Here is a 16,725-nt window from a genome sequence, read left to right as displayed (position 1 = left end):
ATCACAATTTGTATCTGGGCATAGGTCGTAGAGCCATTTCGTGGTTAACTTCGGCCTCTTCAAATTCTCTACAACAACGTTCAGAAGGACTCCGTTCATGGCTCAAGTCACTCTTAAAGGCTCCCCGGTTCAAGTCAACGGCCAACTGCCACAAGCCGGTTCCAAGGCGCCAGCCTTTTCCCTGGTTGCCGGCAATCTGTCCGACGTGACCCTGGCGAGCTTCGCCGGCAAGCGCAAAGTGCTGAACATCTTCCCAAGCGTTGATACCCCGACCTGCGCCACTTCGGTTCGCAAGTTCAACGCCCAGGCCAGTGATGTCGCCAACACTGTCGTGCTGTGCATCTCCGCTGACCTGCCGTTCGCTCAAGCCCGCTTCTGCGGCGCCGAAGGCCTGGAAAACGTACAAAACCTGTCGACCCTGCGCGGTGCCGAGTTCATCGAGAACTACGGTGTTGCCATCGCTGACGGCCCGCTCAAAGGCCTGACCGCCCGTGCCGTCGTGGTTCTGGACGAAAACGACAACGTTCTGCACAGCGAACTGGTCAAGGAAATCGCTGAAGAACCGAACTACGAAGCAGCACTCGCCGTTCTGAAGTAAAAGTAGTTTTACAATTGTTAACGGCCTGGCCCTGTCCAGGCCGTTTTCATTTGTGCTTCAGTGTCTTAGATAAATCTCCTGTTACGTAAGCCGAAGGTAAATTGCCGGTAAAGCCGCTTTGCTTAATGCCCGCCAGTGCTTATCGTTCAGCCTCCTGTAGAAGAAGCCCACGCGCCCAATGGTTGATCATTCCATGCAATCCTCCGTTTCCCGTAGTCCCCGTCGCTGGCTGTTTGGCCTGCTTGTCCTGTTGGTCATCGCTGGCCTGTGCTGGAAATTCTGGCCCGCCGACACTGCCCAAAAAGAGGGCGCAGGGCAAAAAGCCGTTGCCGGGCATACCGGCAGGTCGGGAGGCATGCGTCCGGGTTTCGGCGGGGCGACGGGGCCTGTTCCAGTGCGTGTAGCGCCAGCGGTCAAAGGCGACTTCCCGCTGTACTACAAGGCGCTGGGCACCGTGACGGCGTTGAACACCATCAATGTGCGCAGCCGCGTCGGTGGTGAGCTGATGAAGATCTCCTTCGAAGAAGGGCAGATGGTCAAGGCAGGCGATCTGCTGGCTGAAATTGACCCGCGTCCTTACCAGAATGCCTTGCTTCAGGCCGAAGGCACGTTGCTGCAGAACCAGGCACAACTGAAAAACGCTCAAGTTGATGTAGAACGCTATCGCGGCCTGTATCGCGAAGACAGTATCGCCAAGCAGACCCTGGACACGGCCGAAGCGCTGGTGGGCCAGTATCAGGGCACGGTCAAAACCAATCAGGCGGCGGTCAACGACGCCAAGCTCAATCTGGAATTCACCAAGATCCGCGCCCCGATTGCCGGGCGTGTGGGCTTGCGTCAGCTGGACGTCGGCAACCTGGTGGCAGCCAACGACACCACCGCGCTGGTGATCATCACCCAGACCCAACCGATCAGCGTTGCCTTCACCTTGCCGGAAAACAGCCTGGACACCGTGCTGGCCCGTTATCGCACCGGCGCCAAACTGCCCGCCGAAGCCTGGGACCGTGGCGACACCAAGTTGCAGGCCACCGGCGTGTTGCAGAGCCTGGACAACCAGATCGACGTCACCACCGGGACCCTGAAATTCAAGGCTCGTTACGAGAACCGCGATCAGGCGCTGTTCCCGAATCAGTTCGTCAACGTCCACCTGCTGGCCGACACCCTCAAAGACGTGGTGCTCGCACCTTCGGCAGCGATTCAGTTCGGCACCAATGGTACGTTTGTCTACGCCCTGGACGGCGACAAGAAAGTCGCGATTCGTCAGTTGAAAGTCGGCGCCAGTGACGGTGAAAACACCGTGGTTACCGAAGGCCTGGCCCCTGGGGATCGCGTGGTCCTTGAAGGCACCGACCGCTTGAAGGAAGGCAGCGAAGTCGAAGTGGTCAACGACACCAAGGACGTGCCAGCCACCCCGGCCGGGCACCTGCAAGGCAAATCGGCCGCCACGACGCCTGACGCGACGACCACCGACAAGGCGAAAAAGGGTGGCGCATGAACCTCTCGCGGCTGTTCATCCTTCGCCCGGTCGCCACGACCCTGAGCATGCTGGCCATTATCCTGGCCGGTGTGATCGCCTATCGGCTGTTGCCGGTGTCGGCATTGCCTCAGGTCGATTACCCGACCATCCGTGTCATGACGCTGTATCCCGGCGCCAGCCCGGATGTCATGACCAGCGCCGTGACCGCGCCCCTTGAGCGTCAATTCGGGCAGATGCCCGGCCTGACCCAGATGGCCTCGACCAGTTCCGGCGGCGCTTCGGTGCTGACCCTGCGTTTCAGCCTCGACATCAACATGGACGTCGCCGAGCAGCAGGTGCAGGCGGCGATCAACGCTGCGACCAATTTGCTGCCCAAGGACCTGCCGGCGCCGCCGGTGTACAACAAGGTCAACCCGGCGGACACGCCGGTTCTGACGCTGGCCATCACCTCCAAGACCATGTTGCTGCCCAAGCTCAATGACTTGGTCGACACGCGCATGGCGCAGAAAATTGCCCAGATCAGCGGCGTCGGCATGGTCAGCATTGCCGGCGGCCAGCGTCAGGCCGTGCGGATCAAGGTCAATCCCGAGGCGCTGGCCGCCAATGGCTTGAACCTGTCTGATGTTCGCACCTTGATCGGCGCGTCCAACGTCAACCAGCCCAAGGGCAACTTCGACGGCCCGACCCGGGTGTCGATGCTCGATGCAAACGATCAACTGACCTCGCCCAAGGACTACGCCAACCTGATTCTCGCCTACGCCAACGGCGCGCCGTTGCGGCTCAAGGACGTGGCGGAGATTGTCGATGGTGCGGAAAACGAACGTCTGGCGGCGTGGGCCAACGAAAACCAGGCCGTGCTGCTGAACATCCAGCGTCAACCTGGCGCCAACGTCATCGAAGTGGTTGACCGGATCAAAGCCCTGCTGCCGAGCATCACCGACAACCTGCCGGCCGGTCTCGAAGTCACCGTGCTGACTGACCGCACCCAGACTATCCGCGCCTCGGTCACCGATGTGCAGCACGAATTGTTGATCGCCATTGCGCTGGTCGTGATGGTGACCTTCCTGTTCCTGCGTCGGGCCAGCGCCACAATCATTCCGTCAGTGGCCGTGCCACTGTCGCTGATCGGCACCTTCGGCGTGATGTACCTCGCGGGTTTCTCGGTCAACAACCTGACCCTGATGGCACTGACCATCGCCACCGGTTTCGTGGTGGACGATGCGATCGTGATGCTGGAAAACATTTCCCGATTTATCGAAGAGGGCGACAGCCCCCTGAATGCGGCGCTCAAGGGCGCCAAACAGATCGGCTTCACGCTGATCTCCCTGACCCTGTCGCTGATCGCAGTATTGATTCCGCTGTTGTTCATGGCCGACGTGGTAGGGCGGTTGTTCCGCGAATTTGCCATCACCCTGGCAGTGGCGATCCTGATCTCTCTGGTGGTGTCCCTGACCCTGACGCCGATGATGTGCGCGCGGTTGCTCAAGCGTGAACCCAAGGAAGAAGAACAGGGCCGTTTCTACCGGGCCAGCGGCGCCACAATTGATTGGATGATCGCGGCTTACGGGCGCAAGTTAAAGTGGGTTCTCAAGCATCAACCGCTGACCCTGATGGTGGCCATCGGCACACTGGCGTTGACCGTATTCCTTTACATGGTGGTGCCCAAGGGCTTCTTCCCGGTGCAGGACACCGGCGTAATCCAGGGTATTTCCGAGGCGCCGCAGTCGATTTCCTTTGCGGCCATGAGCGAGCGTCAGCAGGAACTGGCCAAAGTGATCCTGGCGGATCCGGCGGTGGAAAGCTTGTCGTCCTACATTGGGGTCGACGGTGACAACTCAACGCTGAACAGCGGTCGTCTGCTGATCAACCTCAAATCCCACAGCAATCGCGACCTGAGCGCCACCGAGGTGATTGCACGCCTGCAACCGGAACTGGACAAGCTCCCCGGCATCCGCCTGTTCATGCAGCCGGTGCAGGACCTGACCATCGAAGACCGCGTCAGCCGGACTCAATACCAGTTCAGCATGTCGTCGCCGGACTCGGAGCTGCTCAGCCTGTGGAGCGGTCGTCTGGTGGAGGCACTGGCCCAACGGCCGGAGCTTACCGACGTCGCCAGCGATTTGCAGGACAAGGGCTTGCAGGTCTATCTGGTGATTGACCGCGATGCGGCGTCGCGGGTCGGCGTGTCGGTGTCGAACATCACCGATGCGCTGTACGACGCCTTCGGTCAGCGGCAGATTTCCACCATCTACACCCAGGCCAGCCAATACCGCGTGGTGCTGCAATCGCAGTCGGGCGAGAGGATCGGCCCGGATGCGCTGAACCAGATTCACGTGAAAACCACTGACGGCGGGCAAGTGCGCCTGTCCAGTCTGGCGCACATGGAGGAGCGTCAGGCACAACTGGCGATCACCCACATCGGTCAGTTCCCGGCAGTGATGATGTCCTTCAACCTCGCGCCCGGCGTGGCGTTGGGGCATGCGGTGCAGATCATTGACCAGGTGCAGAAGGACATCGGCATGCCGATTGGCGTGCAAACCCAGTTCCAGGGCGCGGCCGAGGCATTCCAGGCGTCGCTGTCGAGCACCTTGCTGCTGATTCTGGCGGCGGTGGTGACCATGTACATCGTGCTTGGTGTGCTCTATGAGAGTTACATCCATCCGATCACCATTCTCTCGACCTTGCCCTCCGCGGCAGTGGGTGCCTTGCTGGCGTTGCTGCTGAGCGGCAATGACCTGGGCATGATCGCGATCATCGGCATCATTTTGTTGATCGGTATCGTGAAAAAGAACGCGATCATGATGATTGACTTCGCCCTCGACGCTGAACGTAATCAGGGCATGGACCCGGAAACGGCAATCTATCAGGCGGCGCTGCTGCGTTTCCGGCCGATTTTGATGACCACACTGGCTGCGTTGTTCGGCGCGGTGCCACTGATGCTGGCGACCGGTTCCGGCGCGGAACTGCGTCAACCGTTGGGTCTGGTGATGGTGGGTGGCTTGTTGGTGAGTCAGGTGCTGACGCTGTTTACCACTCCGGTCATCTACCTGTATTTCGACCGCCTCGGTCGGCGCTGGGGTCGCAAGCCTGAAGCCGTGGAAGCGGCAGAACAGCCATGAACCTGTCCGGACCTTTCATCAAGCGCCCGGTCGCGACGATGTTGCTGAGCCTGGCGATCCTGCTGCTGGGCGGCGTGAGCTTCGGCCTGTTGCCGGTGGCGCCGTTACCGCAGATGGACTTCCCGGTGATCGTGGTCCAGGCGAGTCTGCCCGGTGCAAGCCCTGAGGTCATGGCCTCGACCGTGGCCACGCCGCTTGAGCGTTCCTTCGGCGCTATCGCCGGGGTCAACACCATGAGCAGCCGCTCCAGCCAGGGCTCGACCCGGGTGATTTTGCAGTTCGACCTGGACCGCGACATCAACGGCGCGGCGCGGGAAGTGCAGGCGGCAATCAACGCCTCGCGCAATTTGCTGCCGAGCGGGATGCGCAGCATGCCGACCTACAAGAAGGTCAACCCGTCCCAGGCGCCGGTCATGGTGTTGTCGCTGACCTCCGACGTACTGGAAAAAGGTCAGCTCTACGATTTGGCCTCGACGATTCTGTCCCAGAGCGTGTCTCAGGTGCAGGGTGTCGGCGAAGTGCAGATCGGCGGCAGTTCCTTGCCGGCGGTGCGCATCGAACTCGAACCGCAGGCGCTCAACCAGTACGGCGTGGCGCTGGACGACGTGCGCAACACCATCGCCAATGCCAACGTGCGCAGGCCCAAGGGCTCGGTCGAAGACAGCCAGCGGTTGTGGCAGGTTCAAGCCAACGATCAACTCGAGAAAGCCAAGGATTACGAGTCGCTGATCATTCACTACGCGGACGGCGCGGCCCTGCGCCTGAAGGACGTGGCCAAGGTCAGCGACGGCGTCGAAGACCGCTACAACAGCGGTTTTTTCAACAACGACGCGGCGGTACTGTTGGTGATCAACCGTCAGGCCGGCGCCAACATCATCGAGACGGTCAACGAAATCAAGGCTCAGCTACCGGCGTTGCAGGCTGTGTTGCCGGCCAGCGTCAAGCTGAACGTGGCGATGGACCGGTCGCCGGTGATCAAGGCGACCTTGCACGAAGCGGAAATGACCCTGCTGATTGCCGTGACGCTGGTGATTCTGGTGGTGTTCCTGTTCCTCGGTAACTTCCGCGCCTCGTTGATTCCGACTCTAGCGGTGCCCGTGTCGCTGGTCGGCACCTTTGCGGTGATGTACCTCTACGGATTCTCCCTGAACAATCTGTCGCTGATGGCGCTGATTCTGGCCACTGGACTGGTGGTGGACGACGCCATTGTGGTGCTGGAGAACATTTCCCGGCACATCGACAAAGGCGTACCGCCGATGAAGGCCGCTTACCTCGGGGCGCAGGAAGTCGGTTTCACCTTGCTGTCGATGAACGTCTCGCTGGTGGCAGTGTTCCTGTCGATCCTGTTCATGGGCGGGATCGTCGAAAGCCTGTTTCGCGAGTTTTCCATCACGTTGGCGGCGTCCATCGTGGTGTCGCTGGTGGTCTCGCTGACACTGACACCGATGCTCTGCGCCCGCTGGCTCAAGCCGCATACGCCGGGTGAGGAAAACCGTTTGCAGCGCTGGAGTCAGCACGCCAACGAGTGGATGGTCGGCAAATACGCGACCAGTCTGGACTGGGTGTTGCGCCACCGTCGGTTGACCTTGCTCAGTCTGCTCGTGACAGTCGGCGTTAACATTGCACTGTATGTTGTTGTTCCTAAAACATTTATGCCTCAGCAGGATACCGGCCAGCTGATCGGTTTCGTGCGCGGCGACGACGGGCTGTCATTCAGTGTAATGCAGCCGAAAATGGAAACCTTCCGCCGTGCCGTGCTCAAGGATGATGCGGTGCAAAGCGTCGCCGGCTTCATCGGCGGCACCAACGGCACCAACAATGCCTTCATGCTGGTGCGGCTGAAGCCGATCAAGGAACGTAACATTTCTGCGCAAAAGGTCATTGAACGCCTGCGCAAGGAAATGCCCAAGGTCGCCGGTGCGCAGTTGATGCTGATGGCCGATCAGGACCTGCAGTTTGGTGGCGGTCGTGAACAGACCTCGTCGCAGTATTCCTACATCCTGCAAAGCGCCGACCTTGGCGAGTTGCGCGAGTGGTATCCGAAAGTGGTGGTTGCGCTCAAGGCGTTGCCGGAGCTGACGGCGATTGATGCCCGTGAAGGGCGCGGCGCCCAACAGGTGACCCTGATCGTCGACCGTGATCAGGCCAAACGCCTGGGCGTCGACATGGACATGGTCACCGCGGTGCTGAACAACGCCTACAGCCAGCGGCAGATTTCGACGATTTACGACAGCCTTAACCAGTATCAGGTGGTCATGGAGGTCAATCCGAAATATGCCCAGGACCCGATCACCCTCAAACAGGTTCAGGTGATCACCGCTGACGGTGCGCGGATTCCGCTCTCGACCATCGCGCATTACGAAAACAGCCTGGAAGACGACCGCGTCAGCCATGAAGGCCAGTTCGCCTCCGAGAGCATTTCCTTTGACATGGCCGAGGGCGTGACGGTGGAGCAGGGCACGGCGGCCATCGAGCGGGCCATCGCCAAACTGGGTATGCCGGAAGACGTGATCGTGAAAATGGCCGGCACTGCCGACGCCTTCGCCGCGACCCAGAAGAGCCAGCCCTGGATGATTCTCGGCGCGCTGGTGGCGGTGTATCTGGTGCTTGGTGTGCTCTATGAAAGCTACATTCATCCGCTGACCATTCTCTCGACCTTGCCGTCGGCCGGGGTTGGCGCGTTGCTGTCGATCTATGCGCTGGGCGGTGAGTTCAGCCTGATCTCGCTGCTTGGGCTGTTCCTGCTGATCGGCGTGGTGAAGAAAAACGCCATTTTGATGATCGACCTGGCTTTGCAGCTGGAGCGACATCAAGGCATGGCGCCGCTGGAGTCGATTCGCAGCGCCTGCCTGCAACGTCTGCGGCCGATACTGATGACCACCCTGGCGGCGATCCTCGGCGCGTTACCGTTGCTGCTGAGCCGCGCCGAAGGTGCGGAAATGCGTCAGCCGTTGGGCCTGACCATCATTGGCGGGCTGATCTTCAGCCAGGTGCTGACCCTTTACACCACCCCGGTGGTTTACCTCTATCTCGACAAACTGCGCCATCGCTTCAACCACTGGCGTGGGGTGCGTACCGATGCTGCTCTGGAAACTCCGCTATGACTGACCGTTCGCTTATCACTCTGGCTGCACCGCTGGTAACGGCCCGAGGCTCGCGTTTGTTGAGCCTGGCGCTGTGCGTGGCGATGCTCAGCGCCTGCGCCATCGGCCCGGATTACCAGCGCCCGCAAGCGGCTGCGCCGGCGCAATACAAGGAAGCGGCCGGCTGGCGTCAGGCCAATCCCAGTGATTCCCTGGCCCGTGGCGCCTGGTGGGAGTTGTATGGCGATCAGCAGCTCAATGGCCTGGTTGAAAAACTCAACAGTTCCAACCAGACCGTCGCGCAGTCCGAAGCCCAGTACCGTCAGGCCCAGGCCTTGGTACGCAGTGCCCGTGGCGCGTTTTTCCCGACTGTGGACCTGACCGTCGGGAAAAACCGCTCCAGCCAGGGCACCGGCAGCAGCAGTTCGAGCCTGACCAGTTCTTCCAGCGGGATTCGTGACACTTACACCGCACAGGCCGGCGTCAGTTGGGAGGCTGACGTTTGGGGCAAGCTGCGCCGAGGCCTTGAAGCCGACACCGCCAATGCCGAGGCGAGTTTTGCCGATCTGGCGGCGATGCGCTTGAGTCAGCAGTCGGAACTGGTGCAGAACTATCTGCAACTGCGGGTGATCGACGAGCAGAAGCGTCTGCTGGAGGCGACGGTCGAGGCCTATCAGCGCTCGCTGACAATGACTGAAAACCAGTACCGCGCCGGTGTCTCCGGCAAGGATGCGGTGGCGCAGGCCCAGACTCAGCTCAAAACCACCCAGGCTGACAGGGTTGATTTGATCTGGCAGCGTGCTCAATTCGAGAACGCCATTGCCGTACTGATCGGGCTAGCGCCGGCCGAGTTCAGCCTGGCTGAAACCCAAGACATTCCTGCGTTGCCCGAGATACCGCTGAGCCTGCCTTCGCAATTGCTCGAGCGCCGCCCGGACATCGCCTCCGCCGAACGCTCGGTGATGGCGGCCAATGCCAACATCGGTGTGGCCAAGGCGGCCTATTACCCGGATTTCACCCTGAGTCTGAACGGTGGTTACAGCAGCAGTACCTCTTCCAACTGGTTCAGCGTGCCGAACCGCTTCTGGTCGGTCGGGCCGCAATTGGCCATGACCCTGTTCGACGGCGGTCAGCGCTCCGCGGAAGTCGACCGCAGCGAAGCGGCCTACGACGAGACCGTGGCCAAGTACCGCCAGACCGTGCTCGATGGCTTCCGTGAGGTGGAAAACTACCTGGTGCAGCTCAAGGTCCTGGAAGACGAAGCGGGCGTGCGCCAGGAAGCACTGGACGCGGCGCGAGAGTCCTTGCGCCTGACCCAGAATCAGTACAAGGCCGGTGTGATCGCTTACCTGGGCGTGGTGGTCGTTCAGGCCACCGCGTTGAACAATGAACGCAGCGTGCTGAGCCTGTTGCAGAGCCGGTTGATTGCCAGTGTGCAGTTGATCGCGGCATTGGGCGGTGGCTGGGATGGGGCGTTGCAAGTGAGCGAAAAAGAGTAGGCGCCCATTCTCTGACGGCAACTCGACAGCTGCTACCAGAGGACGCGGTCGTCGCTAAGTGTCAAACAAGCGTTTCATCGGCTTGATGGCCATTTGCTTATTTTGTCAGTGCGTTCTTTTGCGCAATCAGTACAATCGCCCGATTTGCCCCCCGAGAATGGAAGCAGTACGGAGGGGCTGTCGCGAGTAGTCTCATGCTTATCGGTAGCTATTCCCCCACGCTGGTTGTCATCTCGCTTTTTGTGGCGATTCTCGCCTCCTATACCGCGCTCGACCTGACCGAACGCATCTCCACGGCCAAGGGCCGGGCCGTACATCTATGGACGGCGGGCGGCGCCTTTGCCATGGGGGTTGGCGTGTGGTCGATGCATTTCATCGGCATGCTCGCGTTCAACTTGCCCATCGACCTCGGTTACGACGTCGGCATCACGCTGCTGTCTCTGCTGATTGGCATCCTGTCCTGCGGCTTTGCCCTGTGGCTCGTCAGCCAGCCACGATTGCCAGCCTGGCAATTGGCGTTCGGCGCGCTGGTCATGGGTTCCGGGATCAGTGCCATGCACTACACCGGCATGGCCGCCATGCGTATGCAGCCGGGTATCGATTACGATCCGACGCTGTTCGGCGCCTCGCTGCTGATCGCCGTAGTCGCCTCGGGCGCCGCGTTGTGGATCGCTTTCCGCCTGCGCCAGCACACACCTTATGTCGGCCTGATCCGTGGCGGTGCGGCGGTGATCATGGGGTTCGCGATCGTCGGCATGCACTACACCGGCATGGCGGCAGCGCGCTTCCCGGATGGCAGTTTCTGTGGCGCGGCCGTCAGCGGCCTGAACGGCAAGGGCCTGGACAATCTGGTGTTGATCACCACCCTGGCCGTGTTGAGCCTGGCCCTGTTGACCTCGATCCTCGATGCGCGCCTCGAGGCCCGCACCGCAAGCCTTGCCCACTCATTGACCGAGGCCAACCGCGAACTGACGCAACTGGCCCTGCATGACACCCTGACCGGCCTGCCGAATCGCGTGTTGCTGGCTGACCGCATCGATCAGGCGATGTCCATGGTGCGCGAGCAAAGCGGTTGTTTTGCGTTGATGTTCATCGATCTGGACGGTTTCAAACCGGTCAACGATGCCTTTGGGCACCATATGGGCGATCTGTTGTTGCGTGAGGTCGGCTTGCGCCTGCGCGAAGATTTGCGCAGCCAGGACACCCTGGCGCGGATCGGCGGAGATGAGTTCGTATTGCTGGTGCAACTCGGCGAGCAGAATGACGCATTGAACCTGGCGGCCCGTCAGGTCGGGCTGATCGGGCGTTCGTTCCGGGTCGGCGAACATGACTTGCAGATTTCCGCCAGCGTCGGCATTGCGATTTATCCGGGCAACGGTGAAACCGCCGAGGAATTGCTGATGAACGCTGACGCGGCGATGTACCACGCCAAGGGCGCCGGGAAAAACGGCTACAGCTTCTTCGATGCCTCGATGAACAGCAACGCGCGCAAACAGCTGCAATTGCTGCAGGACTTGCGTATCGCCATAGATCAGCAGCAATTCAGTCTCTATTACCAACCCAAATTCGACGCCAACAATGGCCGGCCGGTCGGTGCCGAGGCGTTGTTGCGCTGGGAGCATCCGACCCAGGGCATGCTGTTGCCGGACAAGTTCATCGAACTGGCGGAAAAGACCGGCCTGATCATTCCGATTGGCGAGTGGGTGCTCAACGAAGCCTGCCGTCAGATGCGCGAGTGGTACGTTCTCGGGTACACCGAATGGCGCATCGCGGTGAACCTTTCAGCCTTGCAGTTCTGCCACGCGGGCCTGGTCCAGAGCGTTGCCAAAGCCTTGGCCACTCACCATTTGCCGGCCAACAGCCTGACCCTCGAGATCACGGAAACCACCGCCATGAGCGATGCCGATGCGAGCATGACGGTGCTGCAGGAGCTGTCGACCATGGGGGTCGACCTGTCGATCGACGACTTTGGCACCGGCTATTCGAGCTTGATGTACCTCAAGCGCCTGCCGGCCAACGAACTGAAGATCGACCGGGGTTTTGTCCGCGACCTGGAGCGTGACAGCGATGACGCCGCCATTGTTTCCGCCATCGTCGCTCTCGGTCAGGCGCTAGGGTTGCGGATCGTCGCCGAAGGGGTGGAGACCGACTCGCAGCAAGACTTCCTGACGCAACTCGGTTGTGATTCGCTGCAGGGTTATCTGCTCGGGCACCCGCTGCCGGCCGAACGCTTCATGGTCGATATTCTGCGTGCAGAGCAATTGGCGCTGAGTTGAGAGCAATGTGATTGATGTGAGCCCATGCAAAAGCCAGCGATGACGGTTATTCTTGGCCCCGACCGCTAACGCTTGGAATGGGGGACATTTCGCATGGACAAAGTCATCGTTATCACTGGCGGCAGCCGCGGTATCGGCGCCGCGACAGCCCTGTTGGCCGCCGAACAAGGCTATCGGATCTGCATCAACTACCAGGCCGACGAATCCGCTGCGCAAACTGTGCTGGAACAAGTCCGCGCCCTCGGCGCCCAAGCCATCGCGGTGCGCGCTGACGTCAGCATCGAAGATGAAGTGATCGCGCTGTTCCACCGCGTGGATACGGAGTTGGGCCGGGTCACTGCACTGGTGAACAACGCCGGCACCGTCGGGCAGAAGTCGCGGATCGATGAAATGTCGGAATTCCGTATTCTCAAAATTCTCAGAACCAACGTCCTGGCGCCGATCCTCTGCGCCAAACACGCGATCCTGCGCATGTCGCCCAAGCATGGCGGGCAGGGTGGCAGCATCGTTAACGTGTCCTCGGTCGCCTCACGCCTGGGCGCGCCAAATGAATACGTCGATTACGCCGCCTCCAAAGGTGCGCTGGATACGTTCACCATCGGTCTGTCCAAAGAAGTGGCCGGCGAAGGCATTCGCGTCAACGCGGTGCGCCCTGGTTACATCTTTACCGATTTCCACGCATTGAGCGGCGACCCGGATCGGGTCAGCAAGCTGGAGTCGGCGATTCCGATGGCTCGGGGCGGGCGTCCGGAAGAAGTGGCTGAGGCGATTGTGTGGTTGCTGTCGGACAAGGCTTCCTATGCGACCGGGACATTCGTTGATCTCGGCGGCGGACGCTAACCTTGATCGGGTAGGTGTGGTTAGAACGACCGCACAATCCGGCCCAACGTCTCCATCGCTTTCTCGGCAGTTTCATCCCAAGGGCTGCCGTAATTCAGCCGGATACAATTCCTGAAGCGCTGGGTCGGTGAAAAAATCGGCCCGGGCGCAATGCTGATCCCTTGTGCCAACGCCATCTGAAACAACTTCAGCGAATCCATCTGCGCTGGCAATTCCAGCCACAGGAAGTAACCGCCGGCCGGTTGACTCACGCGGGTTTGCGCCGGGAAGTAGCGCGCGATAGCGGCGAGCATGGCGCTTTGCTGTTCTTCCAGGGCGTAGCGCAGTTTTCGCAAGTGCCGGTCGTAGCCACCGTGTTGCAGGTAATCGGCAATGGCGGCCTGGGCCGGCATCGACGCGCACAGCGAGGTCATGAGTTTCAGCCGTTCGATCTTCTGTGCATAGCGCCCGGCGGCGACCCAACCGATGCGGTAGCCGGGGGCCAGGCTTTTGGCGAACGAGCCGCAATGCATCACCAGCCCTTCGGTATCAAAAGACTTGGCCGGTTTCGGCGCCTGCTGGCCGTAATACAGCTCGGCGTAGACATCGTCCTCGATCAACGGCACCTGATGGCTGCGCAATAGCTCAACCAGTTCCTGTTTCTTCGCCTCGGGCATCGTCGCGCCCATCGGGTTCTGGAAACTGGTCATGCACCAGACAGCCTTGATCGGGTGCCGTGCCAGGGTTTGCGCGAGTACCCCAAGGTCGATGCCGTCGCGAGGATGCACTGGGATTTCCACGGCTTTGAGCTTCAGCCGCTCGAGGATTTGCAGGCACGCGTAGAACGCCGGGGCTTCGATGGCCACCAGATCGCCAGGCTCGGTGACCGCTTGCAGGCACAGGTTCAGCGCTTCCAGCGCGCCGTTGGTGATCAGCAGTTCCTCCATGGGCAGCATCAGACCGCCGACCATGTAGCGCAGGGCGATTTGTCGACGCAGTTGCGGGTTGCCCGGCGACATGTCGGTGACGACCATGCGCGGGTCCATCTCGCGGGCGGCGCTGGCCAGGGAGCGGGACAGGCGCTGCAACGGGAACAGCGTCGGGCTGGGGAAGGCCGAGCCGAAGGGCACGGTGTTCGGGTCCTTGATCGAGTCCAGGACCGAGAACACCAGTTCGCTGACGTCGACTTCGGTGGACTCGTTGACCTGACTGCTGATCACCGGCTCTGAGAACGGGCTCGGTGCGTGTGCGTTGACGAAGTAGCCGGAACGCGGGCGAGCGCGGATCAGGCCGCGGCGTTCGAGCAGGTAGTAGGCCTGGAACACCGTGGACGGGCTGACCCCGTAGGTCTGGCTGGCGTAGCGCACCGACGGCACGCGCTGGCCGGGGCCGAGGACACCGGAGCGGATCAGTTCAGCGATGTCGTCGGCGAATTTTTCGTAGCGTTTCATCGGAGGGCCTGGTTTGAAGTTATTCAGTTGGTGCGCTGTTGTGGCGAGGGAGCTTGCTCCCGCTGGGGTGCGAAGCGCCCCCAGAATTTACGACTGCTACGCAGCCGAGCGGGAGCAAGCTCCCTCGCCACAGAGGACTGCATCTGACAGAGGATTGCATCTTAAAGGCTCACCGATTCATCGGCGCAACAAACCGGCTCTTCGCCACGCTATAAATCTCTGGCTCATCGCTGTCGACAATCTTGAAGCTGATCGTCTGCGAACTGCTGCTCGGCCGTTCCGTGGTCATTGCCACCGACACCGGCACATCCACAATCTCGCCCGGTGCCAGGCTCAGTTCGGTCTTGCCTTGCAGCAGGAAGCCGTCGCCATCGACCAGGGTCAGACGGTAAGCCTGACGTTGCTGGGTCTTGTTGATGACTTTCAGGCTGTAGATGTTTTCGATCTGCCCCTGACTGTTCTCACGGAACAAACCACGGTCCTTGCTCACGTCCAGCGAGACCATCGGCCGCTCCACCAGCGCCAGGGCAAGCGCACCGATCATCACCAGCAGGACGGCGGTGTAGCCGATCAAACGCGGCCGCAACAAATGAGTCTTGCCACCCTGCAATTGATGCTCCGAGGTGTAGCTGATCAGCCCGCGGGCATAGCCCATTTTGTCCATGATCGAATCACAGGCGTCGATACACGCGGCGCAACCGATGCATTCCATCTGCAAGCCGTCACGGATGTCGATGCCAGTCGGGCAGACCTGCACGCACACCTGGCAGTCGATGCAATCACCGAGGCCGACTTCAGCCGGTGCCACGTCACGTTTGCGCGGGCCACGGTTTTCGCCACGGGCCACGTCGTAGGAAATGGTCAGGGTGTCTTTGTCGAACATCACGCTCTGGAACCGCGCATACGGACACATGTGCATGCACACCGCTTCACGCAGCCAACCGGCGTTGATGTAGGTCGCGCCGGTAAAAAACAGCACCCAGAACAGGCTGACGCCGCCCATCTGCAAGGTCAGCAGTTCTTCGGCCAGCGGCCGGATCGGGGTGAAATAGCCGACAAAGGTCAGGCCGGTCAACAGGCTGATGGCCAGCCACAAGGTGTGCTTGGCCGAACGGCGGATCAGTTTGTTCAGGCCCCAGGGTGCGGCTTGCAGCTTGATCCGCTGGTTGCGTTCGCCTTCGGTGATCTTCTCGCACCACATGAAGATCCAGGTCCAGGAGCTCTGTGGGCAGGTGTAACCGCACCAGACTCGCCCGGCGAACACGGTGATCGCAAACAGTCCGAACGCGGCAATGATCAGCAGCGCCGACAGCAGGATGAAATCTTGCGGCCAGAAGGTGGCGCCGAAGACGTGGAATTTGCTTTCGGAAAGGTCCCAGAGCACCGCTTGGCGGCCGCCCCAGTTCAACCACACGGTGCCGAAAAACAGCAAAAACAGAAACCCCGCGCCGCTGATGCGCAGGGTGCGGAACAGACCGGTGAAGCTGCGGGTGTGGATCAGGTTGTCGCTGGACTTGGCCTTCATCTTTGGACGCGAAGGCTCGTAGCTTTGCACCAGCGGGGCACTTTCAACAATTCGGACGGGGATTCTATCGCTCATGGTCTTTCGCTCATCAGCCTCCATCAGGCATGAGCACTATGAGCGGCGATCTGTTTGCATAACAGACTCACCTATTGCAATAAAAAGCGGATCAGATGGACGTTGAACCGCTTCCTGCGACAAGTTGATGCACCCGCTGCAACGGGACGCAGGTGCCTATATCAAGCGTCTGCGGGGGTTGTTGATCCGGGTCAGTCAAATCACCGAATCACTGTCGGTGGCCTTCAAATGCTTACGCCCGTCGACTGCGCCTGCTACGGTCAATGCGTCGGCTTCTGCTTCGGTAATGTAGAAGCGCTGGCCGTTGAGCTCCACCGCCGACATGGCTTTTTCCGAGTCGGTAATGATGGTGACGTCGGGACACAAACGAATTTCTTCGCCGTTCTCGGTAATGAAGAAGCAGGTCTGGTTTTCGATGCGCACAGTCATGAAAGTGTCCTTTTTTCTGCGGGTTCTTAAGTGTTAGGACACAGCCGAGGATCATCGTTCTGTGCAACCGATTAATGGTCGACGCGGCCGCCGGGTTGGGGCGAGAGGCGGCGGTGCTTAGCACGCTGCTGGCGTTGGCTATCTTCAGCGTGATGCCGAAGATCGTAAAAATGCTGGAACGCGATTCCCCGTAGGTGTGACAACCACCAGCGGCATGGTGCTCGGTGGCTCTTCCCGAGGAGGCGGGGCAGTACCGGGCGGGTCTTGCTCAGGCACAGGTTCAGGCTCGGTCGACGGAATGGTCGGGCTGTCGATGTTTGGATCAGGCGTTTCGGCAGGGATCGGAATGCTCATGAATGTAGCCTCCAGTGGCA

11 protein-coding genes and 1 pseudogene are annotated in these 16,725 nt (G+C 60.6%); 8 read left to right on the top strand and 4 right to left on the bottom strand.

The window, feature by feature from the left end:
- Positions 1–97 precede the first annotated feature (97 nt).
- The 7 genes from tpx (at position 98) to QF010_RS14265 (ending at position 12,892) form a co-directional block, all read left to right on the top strand.
- Positions 98–598, top strand: a complete 501-nt coding sequence (gene tpx / locus QF010_RS14295) for a thiol peroxidase (RefSeq protein WP_008150862.1) — start codon at positions 98–100, stop codon at positions 596–598.
- Positions 599–776: 178 nt separating this feature from the next.
- The gene (locus QF010_RS14290; RefSeq protein WP_429533357.1) at positions 777–2,093 is read left to right on the top strand and encodes an MdtA/MuxA family multidrug efflux RND transporter periplasmic adaptor subunit; all 1,317 of its coding nucleotides are present in this window, start codon (positions 777–779) and stop codon (positions 2,091–2,093) included.
- Positions 2,090–5,194, top strand: coding sequence for an MdtB/MuxB family multidrug efflux RND transporter permease subunit (locus QF010_RS14285; protein WP_429533356.1), 3,105 nt, complete (start codon positions 2,090–2,092; stop codon positions 5,192–5,194). The genes QF010_RS14290 and QF010_RS14285 overlap by 4 nt, the downstream gene beginning before the upstream one ends.
- On the top strand, positions 5,191–8,298 hold the full coding sequence (locus QF010_RS14280) for an efflux RND transporter permease subunit (RefSeq protein ID WP_429533355.1): 3,108 nt from the start codon (positions 5,191–5,193) through the stop codon (positions 8,296–8,298). The genes QF010_RS14285 and QF010_RS14280 overlap by 4 nt, the downstream gene beginning before the upstream one ends.
- Positions 8,295–9,776, top strand: a complete 1,482-nt coding sequence (locus tag QF010_RS14275; RefSeq protein WP_033054707.1) for an efflux transporter outer membrane subunit — start codon at positions 8,295–8,297, stop codon at positions 9,774–9,776. The genes QF010_RS14280 and QF010_RS14275 overlap by 4 nt, the downstream gene beginning before the upstream one ends.
- Positions 9,777–9,970: 194 nt before the next feature.
- A complete protein-coding gene (locus QF010_RS14270; protein ID WP_033054708.1) occupies positions 9,971–12,052 on the top strand; it encodes a putative bifunctional diguanylate cyclase/phosphodiesterase in 2,082 nt (693 codons plus the stop codon).
- A gap of 93 nt (positions 12,053–12,145) precedes the next feature.
- Positions 12,146–12,892, top strand: a complete 747-nt coding sequence (locus QF010_RS14265; RefSeq protein WP_033054710.1) for an SDR family oxidoreductase — start codon at positions 12,146–12,148, stop codon at positions 12,890–12,892.
- Positions 12,893–12,912: 20 nt separating this feature from the next.
- Here QF010_RS14265 and mapR read toward each other — a convergent pair whose 3' ends face one another.
- The 3 genes from mapR to QF010_RS14250 all read right to left on the bottom strand — a co-directional run bounded on the left by mapR (position 12,913) and on the right by QF010_RS14250 (position 16,351).
- Positions 12,913–14,322 carry a GntR family transcriptional regulator MpaR gene (gene mapR, locus QF010_RS14260; protein ID WP_429510083.1) on the bottom strand — a complete coding sequence of 470 codons (1,410 nt, stop codon included), beginning with the start codon at positions 14,320–14,322 and terminating at the stop codon, positions 12,913–12,915.
- A 169-nt stretch (positions 14,323–14,491) separates the two neighbouring features.
- Positions 14,492–15,922 (bottom strand): cytochrome c oxidase accessory protein CcoG, encoded by a 1,431-nt coding sequence (gene ccoG, locus QF010_RS14255; protein ID WP_429533354.1) that lies wholly within the window; start codon positions 15,920–15,922, stop codon positions 14,492–14,494.
- Between the two features lie 195 nt (positions 15,923–16,117).
- Positions 16,118–16,351: a DUF3203 family protein gene (locus QF010_RS14250; protein WP_429533353.1), complete on the bottom strand. Its 234-nt coding sequence runs from the start codon at positions 16,349–16,351 to the stop codon at positions 16,118–16,120.
- Between the two features lie 77 nt (positions 16,352–16,428).
- Between QF010_RS14250 and QF010_RS14245 the strand changes: the two are divergent.
- Positions 16,429–16,545 (top strand): annotated as a pseudogene (locus QF010_RS14245) (MgtC/SapB family protein); the annotation flags it as partial.
- Here QF010_RS14245 and QF010_RS14240 read toward each other — a convergent pair.
- Entirely contained in the window at positions 16,496–16,705 is a 210-nt protein-coding gene (locus tag QF010_RS14240; protein WP_429533352.1) for a hypothetical protein, read from the bottom strand. The pseudogene QF010_RS14245 and the gene QF010_RS14240 overlap by 50 nt on opposite strands.
- Positions 16,706–16,725 lie beyond the last annotated feature (20 nt).

The sequence above is a fragment of the Pseudomonas silensiensis genome (assembly GCF_050434865.1).
GTDB lineage: Bacteria > Pseudomonadota > Gammaproteobacteria > Pseudomonadales > Pseudomonadaceae > Aquipseudomonas > Aquipseudomonas fluorescens_W.
Note: the sequence above shows the minus strand (reverse complement) of the source record. Positions and strands in the feature narration are given on the sequence as shown.